16 protein-coding genes and 3 pseudogenes are annotated in these 21,935 nt (G+C 64.3%); 8 read left to right on the top strand and 11 right to left on the bottom strand.

Annotated elements, in window-relative coordinates:
* Nucleotides 1-266: 266 nt before the first annotated feature.
* From AMK24_RS31945 to AMK24_RS31930, 4 genes and pseudogenes are all read left to right on the top strand, one after another.
* Nucleotides 267-1,021, top strand: a pseudogene (locus AMK24_RS31945) (transposase family protein).
* Nucleotides 1,022-1,172: 151 nt separating this feature from the next.
* Nucleotides 1,173-2,201, top strand: a complete 1,029-nt coding sequence (locus AMK24_RS31940; protein ID WP_384579866.1) for an ABC transporter ATP-binding protein — start codon at nucleotides 1,173-1,175, stop codon at nucleotides 2,199-2,201.
* Between the two features lie 47 nt (nucleotides 2,202-2,248).
* Nucleotides 2,249-3,025, top strand: a complete 777-nt coding sequence (locus tag AMK24_RS31935) for an ABC transporter permease (protein WP_242435347.1) — start codon at nucleotides 2,249-2,251, stop codon at nucleotides 3,023-3,025.
* Nucleotides 3,018-3,854: an ABC transporter permease gene (locus tag AMK24_RS31930; protein WP_338012718.1), complete on the top strand. Its 837-nt coding sequence runs from the start codon at nucleotides 3,018-3,020 to the stop codon at nucleotides 3,852-3,854. The genes AMK24_RS31935 and AMK24_RS31930 overlap by 8 nt, the downstream gene beginning before the upstream one ends.
* Before the next feature lie 24 nt (nucleotides 3,855-3,878).
* Here AMK24_RS31930 and AMK24_RS31925 read toward each other — a convergent pair whose 3' ends face one another.
* From AMK24_RS31925 to AMK24_RS31910, 3 genes and pseudogenes are all read right to left on the bottom strand, one after another.
* On the bottom strand, nucleotides 3,879-4,778 hold the full coding sequence (locus AMK24_RS31925; RefSeq protein WP_143203765.1) for a hypothetical protein: 900 nt from the start codon (nucleotides 4,776-4,778) through the stop codon (nucleotides 3,879-3,881).
* Nucleotides 4,779-5,373: 595 nt separating this feature from the next.
* Nucleotides 5,374-6,182, bottom strand: a protein-coding gene (locus tag AMK24_RS32920; RefSeq protein ID WP_443333918.1) for an IS5 family transposase whose coding sequence is annotated in 2 segments (ribosomal slippage) — nucleotides 5,374-5,847 and nucleotides 5,850-6,182 — 807 coding nt in all. Because the reading frame shifts where the segments join, the coding sequence is not laid out codon by codon here.
* Between the two features lie 362 nt (nucleotides 6,183-6,544).
* A pseudogene (locus AMK24_RS31910) lies at nucleotides 6,545-7,716 on the bottom strand (IS3 family transposase); the annotation flags it as partial.
* A gap of 623 nt (nucleotides 7,717-8,339) precedes the next feature.
* On the opposite strand from AMK24_RS31910, the gene AMK24_RS31900 reads away from it, so the two are divergent.
* Entirely contained in the window at nucleotides 8,340-10,091 is a 1,752-nt protein-coding gene (locus tag AMK24_RS31900) for a condensation domain-containing protein (RefSeq protein WP_073772370.1), read from the top strand.
* A 14-nt stretch (nucleotides 10,092-10,105) separates the two neighbouring features.
* Here AMK24_RS31900 and AMK24_RS31895 read toward each other — a convergent pair whose 3' ends face one another.
* Nucleotides 10,106-10,990 (bottom strand): phytanoyl-CoA dioxygenase family protein, encoded by an 885-nt coding sequence (locus tag AMK24_RS31895; protein ID WP_073772377.1) that lies wholly within the window; start codon nucleotides 10,988-10,990, stop codon nucleotides 10,106-10,108.
* A gap of 359 nt (nucleotides 10,991-11,349) precedes the next feature.
* Between AMK24_RS31895 and AMK24_RS31890 the strand changes: the two are divergent.
* Nucleotides 11,350-11,709, top strand: a pseudogene (locus AMK24_RS31890) (transposase); the annotation flags it as partial.
* A gap of 263 nt (nucleotides 11,710-11,972) precedes the next feature.
* Here the strand turns inward: AMK24_RS31890 and AMK24_RS31885 are convergent.
* The 7 genes from AMK24_RS31885 to AMK24_RS31855 all read right to left on the bottom strand — a co-directional run bounded on the left by AMK24_RS31885 (nucleotide 11,973) and on the right by AMK24_RS31855 (nucleotide 19,096).
* Nucleotides 11,973-13,172, bottom strand: coding sequence for an aminotransferase class III-fold pyridoxal phosphate-dependent enzyme (locus tag AMK24_RS31885; RefSeq protein WP_073772368.1), 1,200 nt, complete (start codon nucleotides 13,170-13,172; stop codon nucleotides 11,973-11,975).
* Nucleotides 13,173-13,415: 243 nt separating this feature from the next.
* Nucleotides 13,416-14,261 (bottom strand): phosphotransferase, encoded by an 846-nt coding sequence (locus AMK24_RS31880; RefSeq protein ID WP_073772376.1) that lies wholly within the window; start codon nucleotides 14,259-14,261, stop codon nucleotides 13,416-13,418.
* Between the two features lie 113 nt (nucleotides 14,262-14,374).
* Entirely contained in the window at nucleotides 14,375-15,664 is a 1,290-nt protein-coding gene (locus tag AMK24_RS31875; protein WP_073772367.1) for a DegT/DnrJ/EryC1/StrS family aminotransferase, read from the bottom strand.
* Nucleotides 15,664-16,797, bottom strand: a complete 1,134-nt coding sequence (locus AMK24_RS31870) for a sedoheptulose 7-phosphate cyclase (RefSeq protein ID WP_073772366.1) — start codon at nucleotides 16,795-16,797, stop codon at nucleotides 15,664-15,666. The genes AMK24_RS31875 and AMK24_RS31870 overlap by 1 nt, the downstream gene beginning before the upstream one ends.
* A gap of 28 nt (nucleotides 16,798-16,825) precedes the next feature.
* Complete coding sequence (locus AMK24_RS31865) at nucleotides 16,826-17,584, bottom strand: SDR family NAD(P)-dependent oxidoreductase (RefSeq protein WP_073772365.1); 759 nt, start codon at nucleotides 17,582-17,584, stop codon at nucleotides 16,826-16,828.
* Nucleotides 17,584-18,621: a Gfo/Idh/MocA family oxidoreductase gene (locus tag AMK24_RS31860; protein WP_079190742.1), complete on the bottom strand. Its 1,038-nt coding sequence runs from the start codon at nucleotides 18,619-18,621 to the stop codon at nucleotides 17,584-17,586. The genes AMK24_RS31865 and AMK24_RS31860 overlap by 1 nt, the downstream gene beginning before the upstream one ends.
* The gene (locus AMK24_RS31855) at nucleotides 18,611-19,096 is read right to left on the bottom strand and encodes an S-ribosylhomocysteine lyase (RefSeq protein ID WP_073772375.1); all 486 of its coding nucleotides are present in this window, start codon (nucleotides 19,094-19,096) and stop codon (nucleotides 18,611-18,613) included. The genes AMK24_RS31860 and AMK24_RS31855 overlap by 11 nt, the downstream gene beginning before the upstream one ends.
* A gap of 696 nt (nucleotides 19,097-19,792) precedes the next feature.
* Between AMK24_RS31855 and AMK24_RS31850 the strand changes: the two genes are divergently transcribed.
* Complete coding sequence (locus AMK24_RS31850; RefSeq protein WP_073772363.1) at nucleotides 19,793-21,004, top strand: glycosyltransferase; 1,212 nt, start codon at nucleotides 19,793-19,795, stop codon at nucleotides 21,002-21,004.
* A gap of 30 nt (nucleotides 21,005-21,034) precedes the next feature.
* Nucleotides 21,035-21,754: a hypothetical protein gene (locus tag AMK24_RS31845; protein WP_073772362.1), complete on the top strand. Its 720-nt coding sequence runs from the start codon at nucleotides 21,035-21,037 to the stop codon at nucleotides 21,752-21,754.
* The last annotated feature ends 181 nt before the right edge of the window (nucleotides 21,755-21,935 follow it).

The raw sequence follows: 21,935 nt of genomic DNA, 5'->3' as shown, positions 1-21,935 counted from the left end.
CCCAAATGAGATGGACTCTAAGTGTTCCATATCTAGCCGTGCATCCTTCCCGAGCCGATTGGTCTGCCTCTGCAGCCAAAAGGATGCTAAGCGCACGTATCAGGTTCCAGAGGGAACGTGGCGTGAACGAAACCCGTCGCATCACTGAGCCCTTTTCAACCTGCCCGTGGGGCTGTGGTGTTGGTCCGTGCGGGCTGTAAGGAACGACGAAGCTCCTGGTAGACGGGTTCTCGACCAAGATCACCCGTGTCCGCCAGGAGCTTCGCGTGCTTGTCTACCCGTCGTCGATCGATCTTTCCAGCAGTACCTTGCAGCACCTGGCCGAGCAGCTTGCAGTCCGGCGACGGGAGATCGGTACCCGGTGGCGACGCCTGCCCGCCGGCCGCCAGGCCCTGCTCGCCCTGGCCCACCTGCGGTGCGGCGACACCTATGCCCAGCTTGCCGCCGGCTTCGGAATCGGCATCACGAGCGTCTACCGGTACATACACGAGGCCATCGCAGTCCTGGCCGCTCGCGCACCACCCTGGCCCAGGCGATGGAGATGGTCCGGACGAAAGCGTTCGTGATCCTGGACGGCTCTCTGCTGCCGATCGACCGGATCGCCGCCGACACCCCCTACTACTCGGGAAGACACAAGCGGCACGGCATGAACGTCCAGGTCCTCACCGACCCATTCGGCCGACTGCTCTGGGCTTCCCCGGCTCTGCCCGGAGCCACTCACGACCTGACCGCGGCCTGAAGCCATGGCATCGTCGACGCGCTCGCGGCCGCGGGACTGAAGTGCTGGGCGGACAAGGCCTACCAAGGCGCCGGCCGACACATTCGAGTCCCCTTCCGGGGCCGTCGGCTCAAGCGCTGGAAGCGACGGCACAACAGCAGTCATGCCAAGATCCACTGCGTCGGCGAGCAGGCCATGGCCGTGCTGAAAGGTTGGCGCCTCCTGCGGATGCTCCGCTGCAGCACCAACCGGATCACCGGCATCGTGAAGGCAGTCCTCGTCCTCCACCACGCCTCAACATGAGGTTGGAAAAGGCTCGATAATCGGCCGATTTCGTCACGCGGGCCCAGGAGCGTCAACACGGGGTAGCTCGCTGAACTTCACGTGCTGTAACGTGCTGGTTCGATTCATTCGACACTTGTGATGGGAGATGAGTGGCCTGCAGCCTTTAAACGTGGCCGGCACGGACACCGTAATTCACGCACAAGAACTCGTTCGCGTCTTCCGCTCCGCCCGGCGCGCCCAGGGGGTCGTGGGAACGCTGCGTTCACTGTTCGCACCGGAGATGGAAACAAAGACGGCGGTCGCCGGTGTGTCCTTCTCTGTGGCGCGAGGCGAATTACTGGCGCTGCTCGGGCCGAACGGCGCCGGGAAGTCCACGACGATCAAGATTCTGACCGGAATCCTCACCCCCACATCCGGGCAGGCGACAGTAGCTGGAATGATTCCGTACCGGGACCGTAAGCGCAGCACGCCCAATATCGGGGTGGTATTTGGTCACCGCACACAGCTCTGGTGGGACCTGCCCGCCCGGGAGTCGTTCCGGATCCTGCGTGATATCTACGGCGTCGCCGACGACCAGCACAGGAGGCGGCTGCGGGAGCTGGACCAGATCCTGACGCTGTCCTCGTTCTGGGACACCCGGGTCCGCCACCTCTCGCTAGGTCAGCGAGTGCGGTGTGACCTGGCCGCGGCACTGCTGCACGAGCCCTCCGTCGTATTCCTTGACGAGCCGACAATCGGCATGGACGTGGTGGTGAAGGAACAGGTGCGGGAGCTGCTACGGCAGGAGGTGGACCGCCGTGGGAGAACCGTACTCCTCACCACGCACGATATGACAGAAGTCGAGCGACTGACGGAAAGGGTGGTACTCATCAACCACGGCCGCATGGTGCTTGACGGAACATCTGCGGAAATCCGCGCGAAATTCGGTAACGGCTGGCGGGTTCATACCACGATCGCTCACCGGCTAGCGGCGGCCACTCCCCTCCAGTGCCCGGATGGCCTGCGGGTGCTGAGCCAGAACGGACCCGCGATCGTCTTCGGGCCGGCCTCCCAGGGAGGTATAGCGACCGCGCACGAGGCGATACGGAGAATCATCGAGAACTTCGATGTCACCGGAATCCGGGTGGAGGAGAGCGACCTGGAGGACGCCATGCGAGCGGCTTACCTGTGCAATGAAAAGAAAGCGCAGCCGCGATGACGCCGCGCCAGGTAAGCGTGAGTGCCGTCCGCGCGACGTGGCACACCATGAGCATCACGGCCCGCGGCGAAATGTTGTCGCCCACGCGGATAACCGCCGCCGCGACCCGGCTCGCCGTACATATCTTCCTCATGGTCTATCTGTGGCAAGCGCTGTACGCGCGCACCACCACCAGCGCGGGCATGACCATGCCCCAAGCGGTCACCTACGCGGTGCTCGCCCTGCTCGCGTTGCGCATGCGCACGGCCAACCGCTCGGCCGCCAAGGACACCGTCTTCCAGCACATGCACTCCGGCACGATCGCGTATTGGTACCTCCGCCCGCTGCCGCCGCATCGCTACCATCTCCTCCGCGGGATAGGCGATCAGCTCTACGGTTTCGGCTGGGCGTGTGCGGGCTACGCCATCTGTCTCGCCATCGGCGTGGTGTCGCCCCCCGCCTCCGTCGGCGCGGGCCTGGCGTTCGCGGTGACCCTAGCACTGGGCCAGGCTCTTCTCTACTACCTGGTGTTGATCTCTGACCAGTTGTGCTTCTGGATGATCAAGAATAGCGCGGGGGTGGAAATCCTGATTTTCGTCCAGAACCTGCTGTCCGGGGCCTACGTGGCGCTCTGGTACTTCCCTGGCTGGTTCCGTGCTCTCAGCGCGGCGCTGCCGTTCCAGTACACCTTAGGAGTGCCGTTGTCTTTCTACGTAGGCCGGCTCGATGTCTCGGCGTTGCCTGGCCAGTTGGCTGTTCAGATAACCTGGGTGATCGGGCTCGCCGTGCTCACCCGAATGCTCTGGCGCAGGGCGGGCGAGCGAGTGGAGTCCCAGGGTGGCTGATGGGATGGCCCTCCGCCTCCGTGCCTTCCTGGCCGCCTGGCGTATCGCCCTGAGGATTGTCGGGCTAAGCTTCCGCGCCGAACTCCAGTACCGCTCCAACTTCCTGGCCAACGTCGTACTGGGGATCATGTGGCAGGTGTCGATCATTGTCTTCGCCACCGTGCTGCTCGGCCGTTTCCCTGACATGGGTGGCTGGCCCAGCGACGCCGTGCTGCTGATCGCGTCTATGCGGATGCTCAGCCATGGCTTCCACGCGCTCTTGTTCGGCCGCTCCTACCAACTGTCCGTCCTGGTCCAAGAGGGCCGACTCGATGCGTTTCTCCTCCGCCCTATGCCGGTCTACCGGCAGGTTCAGCTGTCCGCATTCCCTGTCAATGCCCTGGGTGACCTGATTGTTGGTGTCTCGATGTTCACCGGCGCGGTCATGATGGTCGACCTGGCGTGGACGTTGCCACAGATTCTCTACGTGACGGCGGGCCTGATCGGCGGCACTCTAATGGAGGCCGCCATTTTTACGGCCCTGTCGAGTGGGCACCTGCATTTCCCCTCCTCGTCGGCGTGGAGCACATGGATCGAGGAGTTGTTCGGAATGTTCGGCAGCTATCCGCTGAGTTTCCTGCCCCGCCTGGTGAGCTCGGCCTTCACCTTCGTCCTGCCGCTGGCCTTCATCGCCTACTTCCCGGCGGCTGTGCTCACCGACCATATCGAAGGTCTCGGCGTCCCAGCCACGGTGGCACTGCTCTCACCGGTGATCGGCCTGGCCGCGTTTGTCGCCTCCAGGCTGCTGTGGAACATGAGTCTGCGGCGATACACGGGGGTGACCGGCTGACAGCGCCCGCTCGGGCAACCGGGCCTACGCGCGAGTCCGACCGATCTCGACCAGCCACCACATGAAGTCGACCAGGATATCGAAATGATCTGCCCAGAGGTCGACGGCACTCTCGTACGCCAAACCGGCTTCGGCGTACGAGCGGAGCGCGGCGTCCGTGGCGGGCGAGCGGAGAGGGCGCCCGACGCCCGGCCCCTGGACGGCCGCCAGCGTCCAGCCGGCCGTGTACGAGGCAAGGCACAACTCCTCCGCGAACCTGCGTGCTGTGGAGTTCCGTTCCGGAATACTGGGGAGTTCCTTCCACAACTCGTCGGAGAGAGCACGGACTTCATCCCACCGCAGGCCGACACTCATCAGGTGATCCGCACGGCCTTGAGTCCGAAAACTGCTCCGGTCATGCTTCACCGGCATCTTCAGCACGGCCCGGCGATAAGCGAAGTTCGGCCAGGCCGGCACCTCCGCCAGAAGGCTTTCCCTGGCATCCGGGACATCATCCGGCGCAGCCAGGCGGACAGACCGGCGGACTTCGTTCATGTCGTTTCCCGCGATGCTGACCATGGCCCTGTGCTCTACCAGGGCCGACGTTCTGACCAGCGCGCGATACTTCCTGGCTGCCAGAAAGGACCGCATGAGCATGTCGTCCTTTCTGGCATCCGCGTCACTGTCCACGCTGTCCTGTCGCTCGGCGAGCTCAGCGAACTCATGCGCGATACGACAGGGCATAACGGCCGCCACGGTGGGAAAGTATTCCAGTGGCGCCCAGTTGACCCAACCGTAGCCGGCGAGCAATGCCACTCGCGCGGCTCCCCCGTGCCAGCTGTTGGAGTTCGCGTACAAGGCAAGTACCGCGTCCGGATATGCGGAGATCGCCCGGCCGACGGATTCCAGAAGGTGGGGGGTCGGCACCACATCGTCCTGCAGCACCAAGTGATGGCCAGCGGTCGTGTCGCAGTACCGCCAGGCGCGCGCGGCTGCACGCGAACTGCTGGGTGGCCCGTCCGGGTCAGGGTCGAAGATGACTCGTACACCGGGCCCTACGGTTCTGGCCAGTTTACTCGCGGATTCGGCCCGCTTTGGATGAGCCATGACGACCGTGGTGAACAGATCGTTCTTCGCAGGATGCCGCAAGGTCAGTCACTCCCCAATAATCTCAGGCAACCAAGAGACCTTCGCATGGCCGACGCATCCAAACGCCGACACCGGAACGACAGTCCTCTCCTCGCGGTCGCCGCTCACCGGCATTCAAGTCGCGCCAACTGTACAGATGCTGATCTGAAACATCTCGGTTTCATGCGCGTTGACGGTGTGTGAGCGATATGGGTGGGAGATTTGCGGATCTGGCACCGGATGCACAGGAAGCTGTGCGGTTGCTGGAGGTATCCGTTCTGATGGAGGGCCAGTACCGGGTGGAGGTAGCGGCACTTTTCAGTGTGCTGGTCAGGGCCGTGGACAACTGGTGGGCGAGGTGGCAGGCGGGGGCAGGCGGATCATAAGCCAGCCCGAAGAGCCCGTAACACGATCATGTGCGTGTCTTCTTGAGGCGTCTCCAGCAGATCAGGCTGCAGGTGAGGGAGACGAAGGCGTCGTGGAGTTCGGTGCGGCGTTCCCAGGGGACGGCGAGACGCTTGAACTGGTGGAGGAGCGCGAAGGTCTGCTCGACGACGTAGCGGAGCTTGCCGATGCTCTTGACGTTGGGTGATCCCTTGCGCGAGATGACAGGCAGGATCCGGCGCTCGCGCAGCACCTTTCGGTTCCGGTTGGAGTCGTAGCCCTTGTCGCCGAGCAGGGCGTCTGGTCGGCGGCGAGGCCGGCCAGGGCGGCCCGCGACGGGTGGGATGCCGTCGACCAGGGCGAGGGCCCGGGTGACATCGTTGACGTTCGCCGCGGTCGTGATGACTTTGAGCGGGGTATCGCGACCGTCACAGATCAAGTGGTGCTTGCTGCCGGTCTTGCGCCGGTCGACCGGCGACGGACCGGTGTCGGCGCCCCCTTTTTCGCGCGGATGTGTGAACCGTCCACACACGCACGTGACCAGTCGAGTTCGCCAGCCGCGTTCAGCTCGGCGAGCAGGACCCGGTGCAACTGGTCGAAGACTCCTGCCTCCTGCCACCGCTCCAGTCGGCGCCAGCACGTCTGCCCCGAGCCGAAGCCCAGCTCCAGGGGCAGGAGTTGCCAGGCTATGTCGTTGTGGAGGACGAACAGGATGCCCTGCAGACAGAGCCGGTCCGACACCGGCCTCGGCCCCGGCGACCGTTCCGGCCAGGGCGGCAGGAGCGGCTCGATCAGCGCCCACAAGTCGTCGTCCACGATCCACGGCCGAGTACTCACACCATCACGAACAGCCGAATCATCACACTGGTCACGGCCAACCAGCACACTTCAACAAGATCGTGTTACGAGCTCGAAGGGCGGCAAGGAGCTATGCGAGCCAGTGCCGACCGGTAGCCTGGACGCTACGGCTGCAGACCGAGCATCTGGGGTCAATTCAACAAGTCAGGAGCTGCGGGCACCCGCGGGTGTATCGCTGAGTAGGACCACGCCGGCGAGGCCGTTCGGGAGAACAGCAATCACCGACGGACCGGAGGAACCCGTGCCCCAGATCTGGGCGAGCGTGGACATAGGTAAGACCCTGAGGTTGATCCCGGGGAGTGGACACCGGGTTTCCTGCAACGAGCGACAGCGTACGTGTTGAGTTGTTGTTCGAACTCGGCCGGTGTGCGGTAGCCGAGTGCGGAGTGGCGACGGCGCCGGTTGTAGTACGACAGCCAGTGGAACAGCTCGAGCCGGGTCTGTGCCTTCGAGGTCCAGCGGCGTCCGTGGAGCAGTTCGCGCTTGAGGCTCTGAAAGAACGAATCGGCCAGGGCATTGTCGTAACTGGAGCCGACCCGGCCCATGCTGCGGCGGATGCCGTGCCGCAGGCAGACCTCGGCGAAGGCGGCTGCGTTGTACTGGGTGCCTCTGTCAGTGTGGAAAACGACGCCGCGGACCCGGCCACCGCGGGAGGCCACGGCCATCTCGATCACGTCGGTGACCAGCGAGGTCCGCATGTGGTCCGCGATCGACCGGCCCACGACCTTCCTCGAGCAGATATCGATCACCGTGGCGAGGTAGAGCCACGTCGAACCGATGGCTATATAGGTGATGTCGCCGCACCACCTCGTGTTCAACGTGTCCGCGGTGAAGTCGCGTATCACCAGGTCCGGCACGGGCGGCGCGGTCCTGTCCGCGATCGTCGTCCGCTTCTTCCTCCGCAGGTGCCGGCCGACGATGTCGTTGACCCGCATCAGCCGGGTCACCCGCTTGCGGTTGACACCCCGCCCCCTCGCCCGCAGCTCGGCATGGACGCGCGGCGCGCCGTATGCCTCTTGATGTTCGGCATGGATGGCCCGGATCTCGGCCGCGGTCCGCCTCTCCTCGGCCCGGCGTTCCACACGTTTCTGTGCGGAGGCCAGGTGCCGGTAGAAGCCGGCGCGGGACGCCCCCAGCACCCGGCAGATCCGCTGGACGCCGAGGTCGGCGCGGTTCTCGGAGATGAAGTCTCAGCGGCCGGGGCTCACTTCACCTCCTGAGCGAAATAGGCGGCTGCCCGACGGAGGATCTCGCGCTCCAGGCGCCACTCCTGCTCGGCCTTGAGCAGCCGGGTGTTCTCCGCCCGCAGCCGGCCCAGTTCCTCGGCCACGCTGACACCGCCGTCACGGCCGTCGGATATGGCCGGGGCCTCACCCTTGCGGACCCACGTCCGCAGCGACTCTGCAGTGATACCGTCCGCGGCCACCGCCGCGTACGTCCGCTTCCCAGCCGAGGCCCGGAAGAGCGCGACTGCGTCCCACCTGAACTCCTCCGAGTACGGAGACCTGCGTCCCCCTGGACATCCCTCCCTAGACCATCAAGATCCATTGTCAGGGTGTCCACTCCACGGGGTCAGTCTCACTCTCCTGGCTCATCCCAGAGCCGACCACGATCCCGTCACCCACGCACTGAACTGGTCCGCCTGGAAAAGACGCCACCAGGCCATCGCCCGCCACTGCCACTACCGAAAACGCAGCTCAGGACACGAACCGCTGCTGGAGTACTAATACACACGACCAATGGGGCCGAAGTAGCCCGACCCGGAATCACATCATCCGGGTGACCCGGATCGGGAGATGAGCCGTGGACGGCACCAGGTGCGGCGTGATCAAGGCCGGGGAAGGTGACGCCCGAGATACCGACCGAAGCCATTTCTGCATTCAACACGCTGCAACGTACAATTCGGGGGACGGAGCCTCGGAGCCGTAAATTGACCCCGGCGATATCGTGGTCGTCGAAAACCCTCGGGTTCTCCACGGACATCGCTCATACGGATACCCGTCCGTTACTGCGGATTGAGCACAGCTCCGTTGAACCCACTCAGCAGAACACATCGAGATCGCCGACCTGGTAGAGATCACCGGTGTAAGGCGCAGCACAGGTCCGGCACCCAAGCTTGAAGGCGGTGGCGAACGTATGGTCGAGATCGCACAGATCAAGATGAACATCAGCGGTTGCAGAGAAGCGGACACCCCTGCGACCTACGCGCAGCGCGGCATGTGGTGGGCCATGGGGGTCATGAGCGAAGACGACGCATTCTTCAACGAGGGATGGACGATTCCGGTGCCCGGAGGAGCACGGATCGATGAGGTGATCACTGTGTTTCGGCGCGTCGTCGAGCGATTCGACACCTTCCGGACGACGTTCCACAGCTCAGAGGGGACACTCCGTCAGATCGTCGCGGCGGGCGGGTCGCTGGTAGTGCGTGTTCACGATTGCGGAGCCGCTACCGTCGAAGATGCGGCCGAGGACGTCCTTCAGGGGCTCGTCAGCACTGGCTTCCGCGCTGATGTCGAGTGGCCCATCCGGTTGGCAATCGTCGTGAAGGACGAGCGAGCACAGGCCCTGGTGCTCGGCGTCAGCCACCTTGCCATCGATCTGCGCGGATGGAGGGTGGTCGAACGGACCATCGCCCGGCTTCTGACTGATCCCTCGATGACCATTCCCGAGGAGGTCGGATGGCAACCGGTCGATGTCGCCGCGTACGAGTCGTCACGCGCAGGACAGGCCGCGAACGAGGCCGCGCTCGATCGATGGCGACGGATCCTTTCCAGCGCGCCGCCCTCGATGTTCGACTTCGACACGGTGCCGGAGGAGCGCGATCGCTACTGGCAGCTCCGTATGACATCGAGTGCCCTCGCCATGGCACTCACGGTGGTCGCAGACCGTACACGCATCAGTAACAGCGCGGTCTTGATCGCGGCCGCGTCAACGGTGTTCGGCCGGTACTCGGGTCATACAGAGACCGTCGGACATCTCAACGTCGCGAACCGGATCGTCGAGGAATCCGAGAATGTCGTCGGCTACCTCTGCTGGGACTCTCTCTTCCACGTCGAATCGGAGGGCCTGTCGTTCGACGAGATCAGCCGGCGATGCTTCCGCGCCGCGCTGGACTCGTACTGTCACGGTGAGTACGACAGAGCCCAGGCGTTGGCGATCCAGGAGAACGCCGAATACCGGCTCGGCGCGAAGATAGACCTGGGCTGGCAGTTCAATGACTGCAGGGAAGCGATTGGCTCGGTGGCCGAGCTGGCACTAAGTGCACCGTATGACTTCGACGCACGACGGGACGAGACGCGCATCGCGTTCGTCGACAGCTGGCCACACATCGGGACGCGCTTCTACATCGATGTCTACGATGAACCGGATTCCATCGCCATCGAGCTCTTGTGCGACACGAGATACATACCCGTTGCGGCGATGCACCGGATTCTCCGTGCGATCGAGAGTCTCCTGATCGCCGCGACGGAACGTGACCTGACTCCAGACGAGATCGACCGCTCGATCGATCTCCCGCTGGCGCGGAGTGGAACCGGGTGGATCCGCCATGGAAAGGGGTGGGTGAATTTTCCCGCTCTGCGGCAGGCATGGCTCGGCCTCGTCGGACCGTCTGCGGCCACTTTCGCCGAACCACTGAGCGATGGAACGTTCCGTCTTGTCGCCTACAGCGGGGCGGCCCGTGGCTACCGAGGCGTTGGTGACGTTCATACGGCGTTTGTCAGGGCCCTGGGTGACCGGACCGACATCTGCGCACCAGACCACTACATCCAGTGCTCGGATACGCCCATGGACATTAGCGACAAAGATGAGTGGAATCGCTGCGCGGTCACGAAGCAAGGGACCGGCCGCGACGGCAGGGAGCCGTCGGCGGCCGGCCTTGATTCGTGACGGGAGCCTGGCCGTTAGGCGCTCGGCAGGTCCGCGACGAACGTCTTGAACGAATCGTTGGAATCGACGAACTCAGCGATGACGGGGACCTTTTCCTCGCGTCCGCGCAACGCCGCCAGCGGATCCTGTTGGTCGCCGACGTAGCCGAGGGCGAACGCACCCGACTGATAGCCCATCATCCGCAGGAGGTCGTCGTCCAGGGTACGCGCGAGGTCGGGCGGGCACGCGACGAACTGGTTCTCCTCCTGGCGGACCCAGCCCACGGCGTAGGTGATGTTGATGCCCGTTCGGACCTTGTCGGTGTTGTTGGCCCCGGCGGAGTGAACGACCTTACCGTCGTAGAAGAGCACACTGCCCCGACGCATCACGGCGCGGAACATCGGGACGGTGGACGCCTCCTCATCGGTCATCGCACTCGAACCGGCCGCGATATGGGTGGCACCGTTCTCGATGGTGAAGTCGGTCTGCGCCCACATCGTGTTGAGCTGAACGTGGTAGTCCGGCGGGAAGGGGTGGAAGTCGAAGGCCATTTGATCGCGGTGAATCTTCTGCTTCTTCTGCCCAGGACCGAGGGAGATGATCTGGGTCAGATGAAGCTGTACAGCGGATGCGTGAGAGAGGAACTGCTGGGCTGTAGCCACCGCCAGCGGGTGCATCACGAGACTTCTACTTGAAGGACAGCGGGCGATGAGCGCACCGGTACGGCGGGTCTGAAGGCCGTCGTATGCGTCGCGACCCGGCTCCGACGCCTCAATGAAAGGTGCGGACTCCTCAGCCAGTTCGTCGAGAAGGCTCAGCGGAGCCAGATCCTCGACTATCGCGTAGCCATAACGCCTGACAATGGCGACGACCTCTTCGGGCTCGGCCGTCGGGGGCAAGACAATCGGGTGATCGACCATGAGTAGCATCTTACGCCAACGAATGCCTGACGAAAACCTTCGAGCGATCCGTGAGTGATTCTATCTAGCCAGGAGGTCTGGACGACGACCGCCTATGGCGATGAGTAGAGTGGAACCCGAAGGTGACTCCGATGATGACGCGTTTCACCTCGAATATTCAGTCAGACCGTTGCCGATTTTATAAGTCAGTGCGGCTTCGATGTCTTAATGAGAGCCACCGGCAAGGACTGCAATGCCGTGTTCCAGAGGCCGAAGCTGACACCAGGAAATGCCTTCCGAATCGCTCCCTGTCGGAAGGCTGCTCGTGGATGCTGTCTCGTTGCGGCGCACTGGCGAAGTGTCGGCGTCACCCCCGATCCAGCGGGGCTAACCTGCACGACAGCCAGGCCCTGATCCCGCTCGTGAAGGGCATCCCGCCGATCCACTCGCGCCGCGGCCGGCGACGGCGCAAGCCCGGCAAGCTCCACGCCGACAAGGGATGCGACTACGCCCACCTGCGGCGATGGTTACGCAAGCGCGGCATCACCCACCGCATCGCCCGCAAGGGAGTCGAGTCCTCGCGACGGCTGGGCCGCCACCGCTGGACCGTGGAACGCACCATGGCCTGGCTCGCCGGCTGCCGCCGCCTCCACCGCCGTTACGAACGCAAGGCCGACCACTTCCTCGCCTTCACCAGCATCACCTGCACGCTCATCTGCTACCGCAGACTCACCAAATGAGATGACTAAGGCGGTGAGCCGTTGTCGCGATGGTGTGCGCGGGGACGGATCGCACCGATGAGACCGACCTGACGGGCACGGCGGGCGCAGGTCGGCTCGGCCACGCGAGGCCGCCGAGCCTTCCGGTGGCGGGCAGGGTGGGGGCCTTCGCTCTCCGGCCAAGGCTCTCCTTAACGAGAACCAATGAGGGTCTCATTGTTACGCCGTCGAGAGCCGGGACTCCTTCTGGAGATAGTCACGTCCTCGGCACGAGCCGAGCGTATCTACCGCAGGACGGCTTGCACGTCGGGCGTTCCCCATTCTCCGATCTGGCGAGATGTCAATCCGTACCCTCGCTGAAGCGCGAATTCGGTGACCCGTCCGCCGGCTCCGTCGGACTGAGCATCCGCACATCGCGACAGGGCCTTCCCGAGCGCGTCGATCGCGGTGTCGATGTGCTCCGGTCGATGTGCCGCAGTCAACATAATGTTGCCATCGTCGGGCAGGAAGAGCCCGACTCCGAGACCCTCCAGGCGCAGCTCGTCCCAGAGCGAGGGGCTCTCGCAGATGAACTCGATGTCTCCGAACCGGCCGAACACCGCGGCGCCGAACTGCTTCTCCTCAAGGACGGCGGTCATGCCCCGGACGAACCGGTCGGTCATGCGGGCAAGGTGATCGAAGACGCCGGGCTCGCGCTCAAGCAGCTGCACCATCGCGAGGGCTACCGCGAACGGGGTTCGCTCGGTGCGGTAGGTTCCGCCCAAGTTGGTGGTCGCTGTGTACTTCGACAGGCCGCTGTGGTCCACCAGAGCGGACAACGCCATGCCATTCGTCAGGCCCTTCGACAGGAGCGTAATGTCGGGTGTCACTCCGACGCTGCGCGACATCCCTCCCAGCCCGTAGCGGACGCCCGTCTTTATCTCGTCGACGGCGAGGAACACCCCGGCCGACCTGGCCAGCTCCCTGAGCTCCCGCCAGTACTCCGGCCCGAAGGTGTGGGCCAGAAGGGTGACGATGATGCCAGCGACGCCGTCTTGGTCGAGGAGTTCGCGGAGGACCGACAGGTCGTATCCGAAGTCGATCACCCGACCCTCTGCCGGGTGATACGTCTGCTCCGCGGCCCAGTCGTGCCAGCCATGGTATCCACTCGTCAGGACACGGTCCTTGTTCGACGCCAATCGCATCGTTCTGACCGCCGCCGACGTCGCGCACGAGCCGGTACGGAAGAACTGGACCCCATCCGCCTGATACAGGCGGGCGAGCACTTCGCCGACCGCCACTTCATCGGCCGACTTTCCGTCGAAGAGGAAGCCTCCATCGGTGAGTGCGTCGACGGCCGCGAGTGTCGTATGCGGCTCCTTATGGCCCAGGATGTTCGTCCCTGACGATCCGGTCATATCCAGATAGTGGTTGCCCGCCACATCCCAGAGGTGCGGGCCCCTTCCGTGGGAGAGGACGACTGGAAGGTGTTTGTACCTGACCACGTCACTTTCGCTCGCGACACCCGGGCTCGGATTGTGTTCGTGGTGAGCTATGACGATCTCCCTCTCTCTTGTCCTGCTTCAGGAGTCCATCCAGGATATGAGGCGAGACGTTCGAGGAGCCTGTCGGCCTTCCCTGTCCGTGTACTCCACGCCAGGTTTCCTCCTGCGTCACACCGCGAATTGCGGGGGGATCACATCCGCGGATCTGGCGGGAATCTCCGGCGACTGCCGCAGGCCGCCCCATCACTTGTTCATCGTGTCGAGTGTCGGCCAAGAGGGGCCCTCGCGCAGCGCGCGCAGGAGTTCCTCGCCGAATCGCCGTCCGTTCGGGAAGGCGTCGCCGAGTTCCCAGCGCCAGGCCGCGACCATCGCGAGGACGAGCTGCCGGCACTCGTCCAGCAGTCCTTGATCGATGCCCGGGTACTGCGCGGCGACCGCCTCGGGTACATGGGCGAGGTCGAACTCGACGGGTCCACGGCAGCAGGTCTCCAGGTCGATGAGCAACGGGCCGTCCGTCGTACTGAGCACATTGCCCGGATGCGGCTCTCCGTGGAGCAGTTGCTCCGGGGCTCCGCGGTCGGTGATCGCCTGTCGCAGGCTCGCCAGTCGGCCGCTGAGGAACGCGCGGTCCGTGCTGGTGAGCTCCGGCGATCGGTCCGGGTCGGCGATGACTTCCTGAGCCTCCGTGATCCGGTCCCTGAAGTTCGGTCCCGGCATGTCGGCCTCGCGCATGCCAGCGTGCAACCGCTCCATCGCCTTGGCGTACTCGGCTGGCAAGGTGGGGTGTGTCGCGGGTTCGTAGTAGGTCCATAGCGTCACCGCGAAGCCGTCGCGCGTGTATACACGCCGGTCCGCCCGGGGCTCCGGGAGACCTGTGGGGCTTCCGGACCGGGCGAGCTGCCAGGCGAGTTCGAGTTCGGCCTCCGCGGCGTCGTGACCCTCCAGGGCGACCCGGGCGAGGACGTCGCACGGTGTCAGCCGCAGCACCAGCCTGTTCGAGTTCTGCAGAACGATCGCATCGTCCGCCAGCAGGTCCAGCGAATTGGCGACCGAGGTCGCCGCCGCGACCGCACGCGCGGTATGGGCCATGTCCATGTAGCACTCTCCTCGATCTCCGCGTCAGGCGCGGATTGGCCTGTGCGAGGGTCCGTTGGAACTATGTGAGAACAGAACAGGGAGACGAGCGACGTTACCGAGGTCCCTCAGTCGGCGTCGGGAGCACCGATCTCCCCCTCATGAGCGGCGAGTTCGTCGATCGACTGCGCGACCTTTTCGACGGCGTCCGCGATGTGAGCAGCGTACTCGGGCGCGAGCAGCGGAGGGTGGTGGAACAGGAGGGTCTGCTCGGCGAGCCCGTGAGCGACGGGAGTGTCGAACCGAATGCCCTCGAACGCGCCGCTGGAGTCGATGGCCCGGTATCGCGGCCGCGTCGCGGGCCGCATGAGCGGATGCTCGTTCAGCGGAGGGTCGGCGCGGTAGACGGGAAAGCCGACCTCGACCGAGATCGCTGCGGCTATCGCCTCCAGCCCCACTCCCCGTCGTTTCTCGACCGGCCATCGAAACGCGTACTTGTAGACGGACTCCTGCTCTACACCCGCAGGCTGCCCGAACGGTGGCAGACCGAGGTCATCGAGCCGACGACCGATGACGGCGCAGCTCTTCGCCCGTACCGCGTGCTGTTCGTCGAGCAGTGGCAGCTGGCTCAGCAGGATCGCCGCCTGCATCTCCGTCATGCAGTGGTTGGTCCCCATCACGGACCTGCCGTCCACGACCTCCATGGCGTCGAAGCCGGGATCCGCGACGTATCCGCGCCCATCGGTTCTTAGCTGCACGAGCCGCTCATATTTCTCGGCGTCGTCAGTGATCACGGCACCTCCCTCGCCCGCGGCGAGGACCTTCGTCTGATGCATGGAGAAGGCCGCCACATCGCCGAACGTTCCGACCCGGCGTCCTTTCAGCACCGCTCCGTGCCCCTGGGCGCAGTCCTCGATCACAGCGAGTCCGGCGCCGCGGGCGAATTCCAGGATCGCGGGCATATCGCACAGCGAACGGTAGTGGTGAACCGCGATGAGCGCCTTCGTCCGGTCCGTCAGGCGAGCCACGGCAGCCGTCGGATCGAAGCAACCCGTCGATGCCGTCACATCGACGATGACCGGGACGAGGTTCGCCTCGTACACGGCGGTCGCCGTCGCAACCCATGTCATGGCCGGTACGAGGACTTCCGCGCCCGCGGGGAGACCGAGAGACTCGATGGCGAGCACCAGACTGCTCGAACCGTGATCGGTGGCGACACCGTAGCGAGTACCGCAGTACGCGGCGAAGAGCTCGGCGAACTGCCGCTCCAACGACCGCTCGCCACGGGCCCGTCCGCACACCGACCAACGATCGGATCGCAGGACCGTGTCCACGCGGCGCCGGCCCTCATCGGAGAGCTGCGGCCACAGCGGCCAGTCGACGTCACAGACGGGCTGGCCGCCCAGGATCGCGAGCATCAGTGGACCTCCTCCGAATTCTCGATCGCGCGCAAGCGTCGTAACGCGATCTCTACCTCTTCCGGCATCAGGTCGTTCACAAAACGAATTTCGCCCACGGACTCGATCAGGGGGAATCTCTGTTGCCCGTCACGGTGCTGCGATCGTTCTTCGACGCTCCGCCAGAGCATTCCGTCAACCTCGACCGGCGGCGAGACCGGCAGCCCGAGGGACATGGCGAACTTGAGGATCGTGGCCGCCTCCTCAAAACTGATCATGCCTCTGCCGGCGGAGATCATGAGAGTGAGCACGATGTCGATCGTGACAGACTCACCGTGACCGTAACGCGAGGGATCGGCGGACTCGATCACGGTGCTGAAAGTGTGCCCGAGGTCGAGCACCCGCTCCAGATCATCCTCATAGAGATCCACGCCGAGTCGTTCGACCATGATCTCCGCCGCGCGATCCAGCAATATCCGGGCCGGCCCCTGGAACTTGGTCGCCACCCCTTCCGGTCCGTACGTTCGCAGGTCCTCGAAGAGGGGTTGGGAACACGCCACGGCCAACTTCAGGACCTCACCGAGTCCGCTCACCAGGTCCCGTTGCGACAGCGTGCGGAAGAAGGTCGGATCCAGCAGTACTGCGGCGGGCTCGACGAACGAACCCAATCGGTTCTTCGATCCTCCGAGGTTCACCGCGGACTTAATCCCGAGCGACGCATCCACGTAGCCCAGTACCGTCGTCGGCACCTTGATGTGCGGCACACCTCTCCGGTAGATGCTGCACGCGAAGGAACCCAAATCCATGACAGCACCGCCGCCGATGATAACGACTGGTTCACTTCGCCGGATCAGCCCGAACGTGCCGAAGGCGTCGATAAGCTGCTCAACGGCCTTCCACTGTTTGATTTGCTCACCACCGCTGAGCACAATGATCTCGGCCGCTACCGAGCGCCACCGGAAATACTCTTCCAGGCGGGTCAGCTGCGCGGGCCCGATGCCGTCATCGACCGCGACCAGTTGGCGCTTGGCGAGACCACTCGCCTCATGCAGCGCGGGATTCTCCGGATCCAAGACATCGGATGTACGGGCGATTTTAAATGTACGCGTCCGCTTAGCTTTGACGCTGGCCAAGAGATCGCTGCCTGGTATCATCGCTGGCTCCTCCAAGAGCTCGCCGTTTTCAACCGGTTGCTGCCGTGAGATGCCAGTCCTGACCGCTGACACCAGCGGCGTCGTCCGAAAGTAGATAGCCCACGAGCGCGGCGATCTCCTCTGGTCGAGTCATTCTTCGCAGCTCTAGCTGACTCACGACTCCAGCCAGGTGTTCATCCAGACCAATGCCCTGCTGCTCGGATTGCCTTCGGGCATCGCCCAGGGCCTGATCAGTGGATACCCAACTCGGCAACACGGCATTGACGGTGATCTGTCGTTCTCCGAGCTCGTGAGCCCAGCATTTTGTGGCGCCGATCAGGGCAAACTTCGAAGCGCAGTAGGCGCCGTATCCAGCTCTGCCGACACTGCCGAGTTGCGAGGAGATAGTCACGATCCGGCCGCCGTCCACGATCCGGCGCTGCAATCCGTTGGTGAGCAGATACGGTGCGAGGAGGTTGACCGAGAGCGTGTCGGTCCACTCCTCCAGGGCGTCCGGTCCGTCAACCGGGCTGACGCGAACCACCCCCGCGTTGTGAATGAGCGCGTAGACCGGTTCCTGCCAGTCGCGACAGAATTCACGTACGGCGCGCTCATCGCTCAGGTCGACGGCGCTGTAAGTGGCAGAGAGGTCTGATGCGAGCTCACTCAAGGCCCGGCTGGAGCGCCCCATGAGGTGGAGTGGGTAACCGTCGGCGGCCAGGCGATGAACCAGGGCTCGACCTATTCCGCCCGTGGCACCCGTCACGATGACAGTCCCCGCGCGATGAGCGGGTGTTCCGTCGGCCATCAGACCGCGGACGCTCGTGCGGCCCGATACGGCCCTAGCTGAACGCGGGTGGAGGCTTTGGACGACTCGGTGGCCGCAGCCGCCAGAAGTGCCGCCCGCAGGCCGTCTTCGGCGGTCGCCCCGGCGTGCGGACCCCCAAGCGCCATCGCTCCGAATGCTGTCATCTCTGCCGCGAAAGCCTCGGCGAATCGAGGAAGAAAGAACGGCTTGACGGCCTCCCCCAGGAGCGGCCCGCCCCAGTGCTGTCGCCGATCTGCGATTCCACGAAATGTGGTCGATACCGCATGCTCATCATCGAGGATTCTCACAGCCCCCACGGTTCCAATCACCTCGATCGTCTGATCGTACGACGAAACGGATCGTCGACCGCACTCCATATATATGGACGGGCCGCTCTCCAGGTCAATGACACATCGTGCTACTTCGCGGGACTGGGTAGCGAGAACGGACGCGGGCCGGTCGTCGACGAGCCAGCCGACCAGATCGAAGTCGTGGATCATCATGTCGAAGAACGCGCCTCCACCAATATCGTAGATATCCGCAGGTGGCGACGGGTCCCGAGAGATCAGCGACAACGAGACCAGCTCACCGATCAGTCCGCTTGACAGCACCCGCCGTAGCTCGGCGATCACAGGGTCGAAGCGTTTGTGGAAACCGATCATGAGAGGAGTACGCGCTTCGATCGCCCTCTGGGCGAGCATGGCCGAGGTACTCACATCGCCAGTCAGTGGCTTTTCACACAGCACGGCGAGACCGCGGTCGATTCCTGTGCGGACGACGGCTTCGTGCGCGTCTGTCGACGTGGCGACGATCATCGCTCGTACCTCTGGATCGGCCAACGCGGCGTCGAGTGTCGACGGCCGCGCGCCGACGGCGGCCTCCAACCGGTCGGCACGATCACTCGCTTCATCCACGACGTAGCGCAGCTCAAGGGAGGGTGTGGCCGACGCGTTGCGGGCATGAATCTCCCCCATCCGGCCGGCACCGATGAGCACCGCGACAGCGCGATCACTCGAAGGGGACGTCTCATTCATCATCAGGTGCCTGCCTAGCCTTGACCTGATGCCATTCCGCACGGGATGCCAATAGATCTGAAGCGATTCTGATGGCGGCTTCTGCGCTGTGGTCCTGGGCCCAGCCGCACTGCCGGTCGTTCGCCAGCGGGACGGATTCGATCGAGGTGGTCGTGGTGAGCGCCTGCTCCAGAACATCCGCCATCGGGTCATACCCGTCAACGTCGACCGTCGTGATGTAAAAGCCCGTAAGGCATCCCATGGGACCGATGTTCAGGACGCTCTGGGTCGCTTCGCGAACGAAGACGCCCAAGCAGTGCTCAAGAGAGTGAGCGGTGGTGGTGCTCATTCTCTCTATATTCGGCTGCGTCACGCGGAAGTCCCATTGCGTCAGTCGCGTCGAACCTGCCGTACGCTGCTCGACCACTCGAAGATACGGTGCTGAGACAATTCGGTGATCGATATCCAGTGGCCCGGTGATGTGAAATTGCTGCTCCAACTGACTACTCCCGTTGTAGCTCTCGACGCACAAGACATGCCGGTCTCTATACAGCCGCCCAGGCAACTTTCCTTGATCTGCATGGGTGTGTCAATGTCGCAGCCCAGCACCACCGCAGGGCCTGTCGCGATTCGCTTGATGACAGCCCGTCAGGGTGATCTCTTCTGGTTGCGTAGGCACGTTTTGACATGCAGACACAGGCCCTGCAATCAGTGATAACCGAGGTCGCTGATTCATGGAGGCTCTGCTCCCACTGCCGCATCGCCCGGATGAGACTTCCGAGGGGTGAGCTCGCCGGCCGGCTGGCCGACGCTGACGGTTGTGGTCTTCCCGCCATGCCGGCCCGGGTACCTGATCCATGCTCGGGCCCCTGGCGGCGAGACGAGTGGCGACCGCGGACGGCCGGACGCCACGCGGGTCCGCGCGCATCGGTATCCAGTCCGGCCGAAGGTCGGAAGTCGGTCACCCTGAACAAGGCGTGCGACACAGACCACTCTGAAAGTCGAGATGCCGCGGTGCGCACACTGATTCGGCACCGAGCGTCAGCTCAAGTATCTTGAGAACCTAACGCCCGCACAGCCGAGAAACTTCACTGCGATCCGCGAGCCCTCGCAGTCAACGAGAGGCAGAGGCGCGCAAATTGCGACTGTATCCGGTGGAGATATCCGGTTCTCAAGACGCAGGGGAGAAATACAGGTGGAGTCTACCGGAACCGGTGAGATCTACTTCGGTTCCCGCCGTCGAGTTCTGTTCCTCTCAGAGGATATGTTGTGGCCGTCCATCGGGGGTGGCCGCATCCGATGCATCAAGCTCCTCATGCGGGCCCTTGAATTCGTAGACGTCGATCTTATTATCGTCGCGCCCGAATCCGATGTGGTTCGGGATACCCCGGAGATTCCCGACCTGCCGGGGCTCACCACGCATGTCTTCATCGACGAGGCACGGAGCTCGCTGGTACCGAGGCGACGGTCGCCCGCGGCGACCAGGCTCGCCCGGATGCTGGCGCAGCAGCACGGTGGCTACGACGCCGTGCACCTTGAGGGTCATTTCTTGTGGCCCATTCTTCCGAGCGAGATCCGATCACGTTCCGTCGTCGTCGAGCAGAACATCGAATCGCTGGTTCTGGAGCAACGGCGGCTGATCGGTGAGGCCGTCGAGACCGGCGATGTCGAAGGGCTTCGCTCCGTCGAGCAGCAGGTATGGCGACAAGCCGGTGCTGTGATCGCCCTGACCCCCGAGGACGGCGCCGAGATCGCCGGTAGGGAGCCGAGCGTCGTCCCCCATGTGGTGCCCAATGGCTGGGACCACCTGCCCGCGCGATCTGAGCCACGTGACGACGACGATGGTCGGCTCGTTTCTCCGCGTCTGCTCTTCTATGCCGACTACGACTACGTTGCGAACGTCGACAGCCTTCGTTGGCTGTTGACCGACGTCTTTCCCACGGTCCGTGAGCGCGTCCCGGGAGCCGTGCTCCAGGTCGGTGGGATCAATCTGTCGGCCGAACATGAACGAGACATCCGCTCGTGTCCGGGTGCGCAGTTACTCAACTTTATCGACGACCTCGTCGATGAGCTGGACCGTGCCGACATCGTCGTGTGCCCGCTCCAGTGGGGCGGCGGCGTAAAGGTAAAGGTCATCGAAGCGCTACGCCGGGCGTGCTTGCTCGTATCGACGACGACCGGTGGCACCGGTATTCCGTACGAACTGCGTTCGGCGGGATGCTTCGCAGATGACTCGGAAGCCTTCGCCGATCATGTGACTCGTCTGTGCAATGATCCTCGCGAGCGACAGCGGCGCCGTACACAGCTCGTCGCCCACCGCAATGTGGCACCGACCTGGGAAGACTCATCCATACGGACGCTGCGCCTGTGGTCACACGTTTCCCGTGTAGCGGACAGCACTTCGTGATCCCCGCTGATCGATCGGATGGGAGCAGTAGTGAACGACTTCGCCCGGCTTCGCCAGACCAGGTCGGCGGCGTCCACATCGTCCGGCCGTCGAGCCGAGGACCCCGCGATCTGGATCATCTGCGGCAACCAGTGCGCCGGCAAGACGACGACAGCCCGCCTCCTGGCGGAAGGGCTTCCGCTCGCCGCGCACATCGAGGGCGACGACATGCAGCGACTGATCGTCTCCGGTTGCCGGTGGCCGGTGCCCGGTGACAGCGATCCCCTCACCGGACATCTGGTCGGCGACGCCGGCATGCAGTACGCGCTGCGCATCCGCAACGCGTGCCTCGTGGCCGCGGCGTTCACGGATGCCGGGATCACCGCGGTCGTCAGTGACACGATCATCGACGAAGGGTTCGAGTCGCTGATCGAGGTCTTGGCGGGGCGGCCGGTCTACTTCGTGGTGCTCCGACCGCCCGTCGCGGTGCTGCGGCAGCGCGGGATCGACCGGTTGCCCGAGGAGGCCGCTTTCCTGGCGGACCGCTACGGCGACTCGGATCATCCCGAGGCCGCGACGTTCACGGAGCGAGTCCGAGCCGCGGCCGACGGCCGCGTCGTGAACGAGTCCGAGGATGCCATTGAGCAGGGCCTCGACCGCCTGCCGGGCGTGGGACTCAGGGTTGATCCCAGTGGTCTCGGTCCGCAGAGTCTGGTGGATCTTCTGCTGAAGCGGCGGGCCGAGGCGGCCTGGACCGTGAACGCCGGATAGGTCGCCTTCGGCGGTGCGCCCGCCGCTCGTGCATTTCCCCGTCGCCCACGCTCCGGCGACGGCTGGTGACGGCTGGCATATCGGGAGCCGGGGCTCCAGGGGCGCGAGCCGGCGGCCTCCCCGGGCGGGTACCGGAAGCACGATCCGCCCGGGGGCCTAAGAGGTCATCTCATTTGGCGAG

This window comes from Streptomyces sp. CB02366 (assembly GCF_001905905.1).
GTDB lineage: Bacteria > Actinomycetota > Actinomycetes > Streptomycetales > Streptomycetaceae > Streptomyces.
This window is presented reverse-complemented; position numbering and strand designations above follow the sequence as displayed.

Coding starts and splice junctions, on each gene's coding strand:
- AMK24_RS31865 (WP_073772365.1), bottom strand. CDS start 17,584: ATGGCCGACGGAACACCCGCTCATCGCGCGGGGACTGTCATCGTGACG.
- AMK24_RS31935 (WP_242435347.1), top strand. CDS start 2,249: ATGAGCATCACGGCCCGCGGCGAAATGTTGTCGCCCACGCGGATAACC.
- AMK24_RS31870 (WP_073772366.1), bottom strand. CDS start 16,797: ATGATACCAGGCAGCGATCTCTTGGCCAGCGTCAAAGCTAAGCGGACG.
- AMK24_RS31880 (WP_073772376.1), bottom strand. CDS start 14,261: ATGGCCCATACCGCGCGTGCGGTCGCGGCGGCGACCTCGGTCGCCAAT.
- AMK24_RS31875 (WP_073772367.1), bottom strand. CDS start 15,664: ATGCTCGCGATCCTGGGCGGCCAGCCCGTCTGTGACGTCGACTGGCCG.
- AMK24_RS31900 (WP_073772370.1), top strand. CDS start 8,340: ATGGTCGAGATCGCACAGATCAAGATGAACATCAGCGGTTGCAGAGAA.
- AMK24_RS31895 (WP_073772377.1), bottom strand. CDS start 10,990: ATGGTCGATCACCCGATTGTCTTGCCCCCGACGGCCGAGCCCGAAGAG.
- AMK24_RS31860 (WP_079190742.1), bottom strand. CDS start 18,621: ATGATGAATGAGACGTCCCCTTCGAGTGATCGCGCTGTCGCGGTGCTC.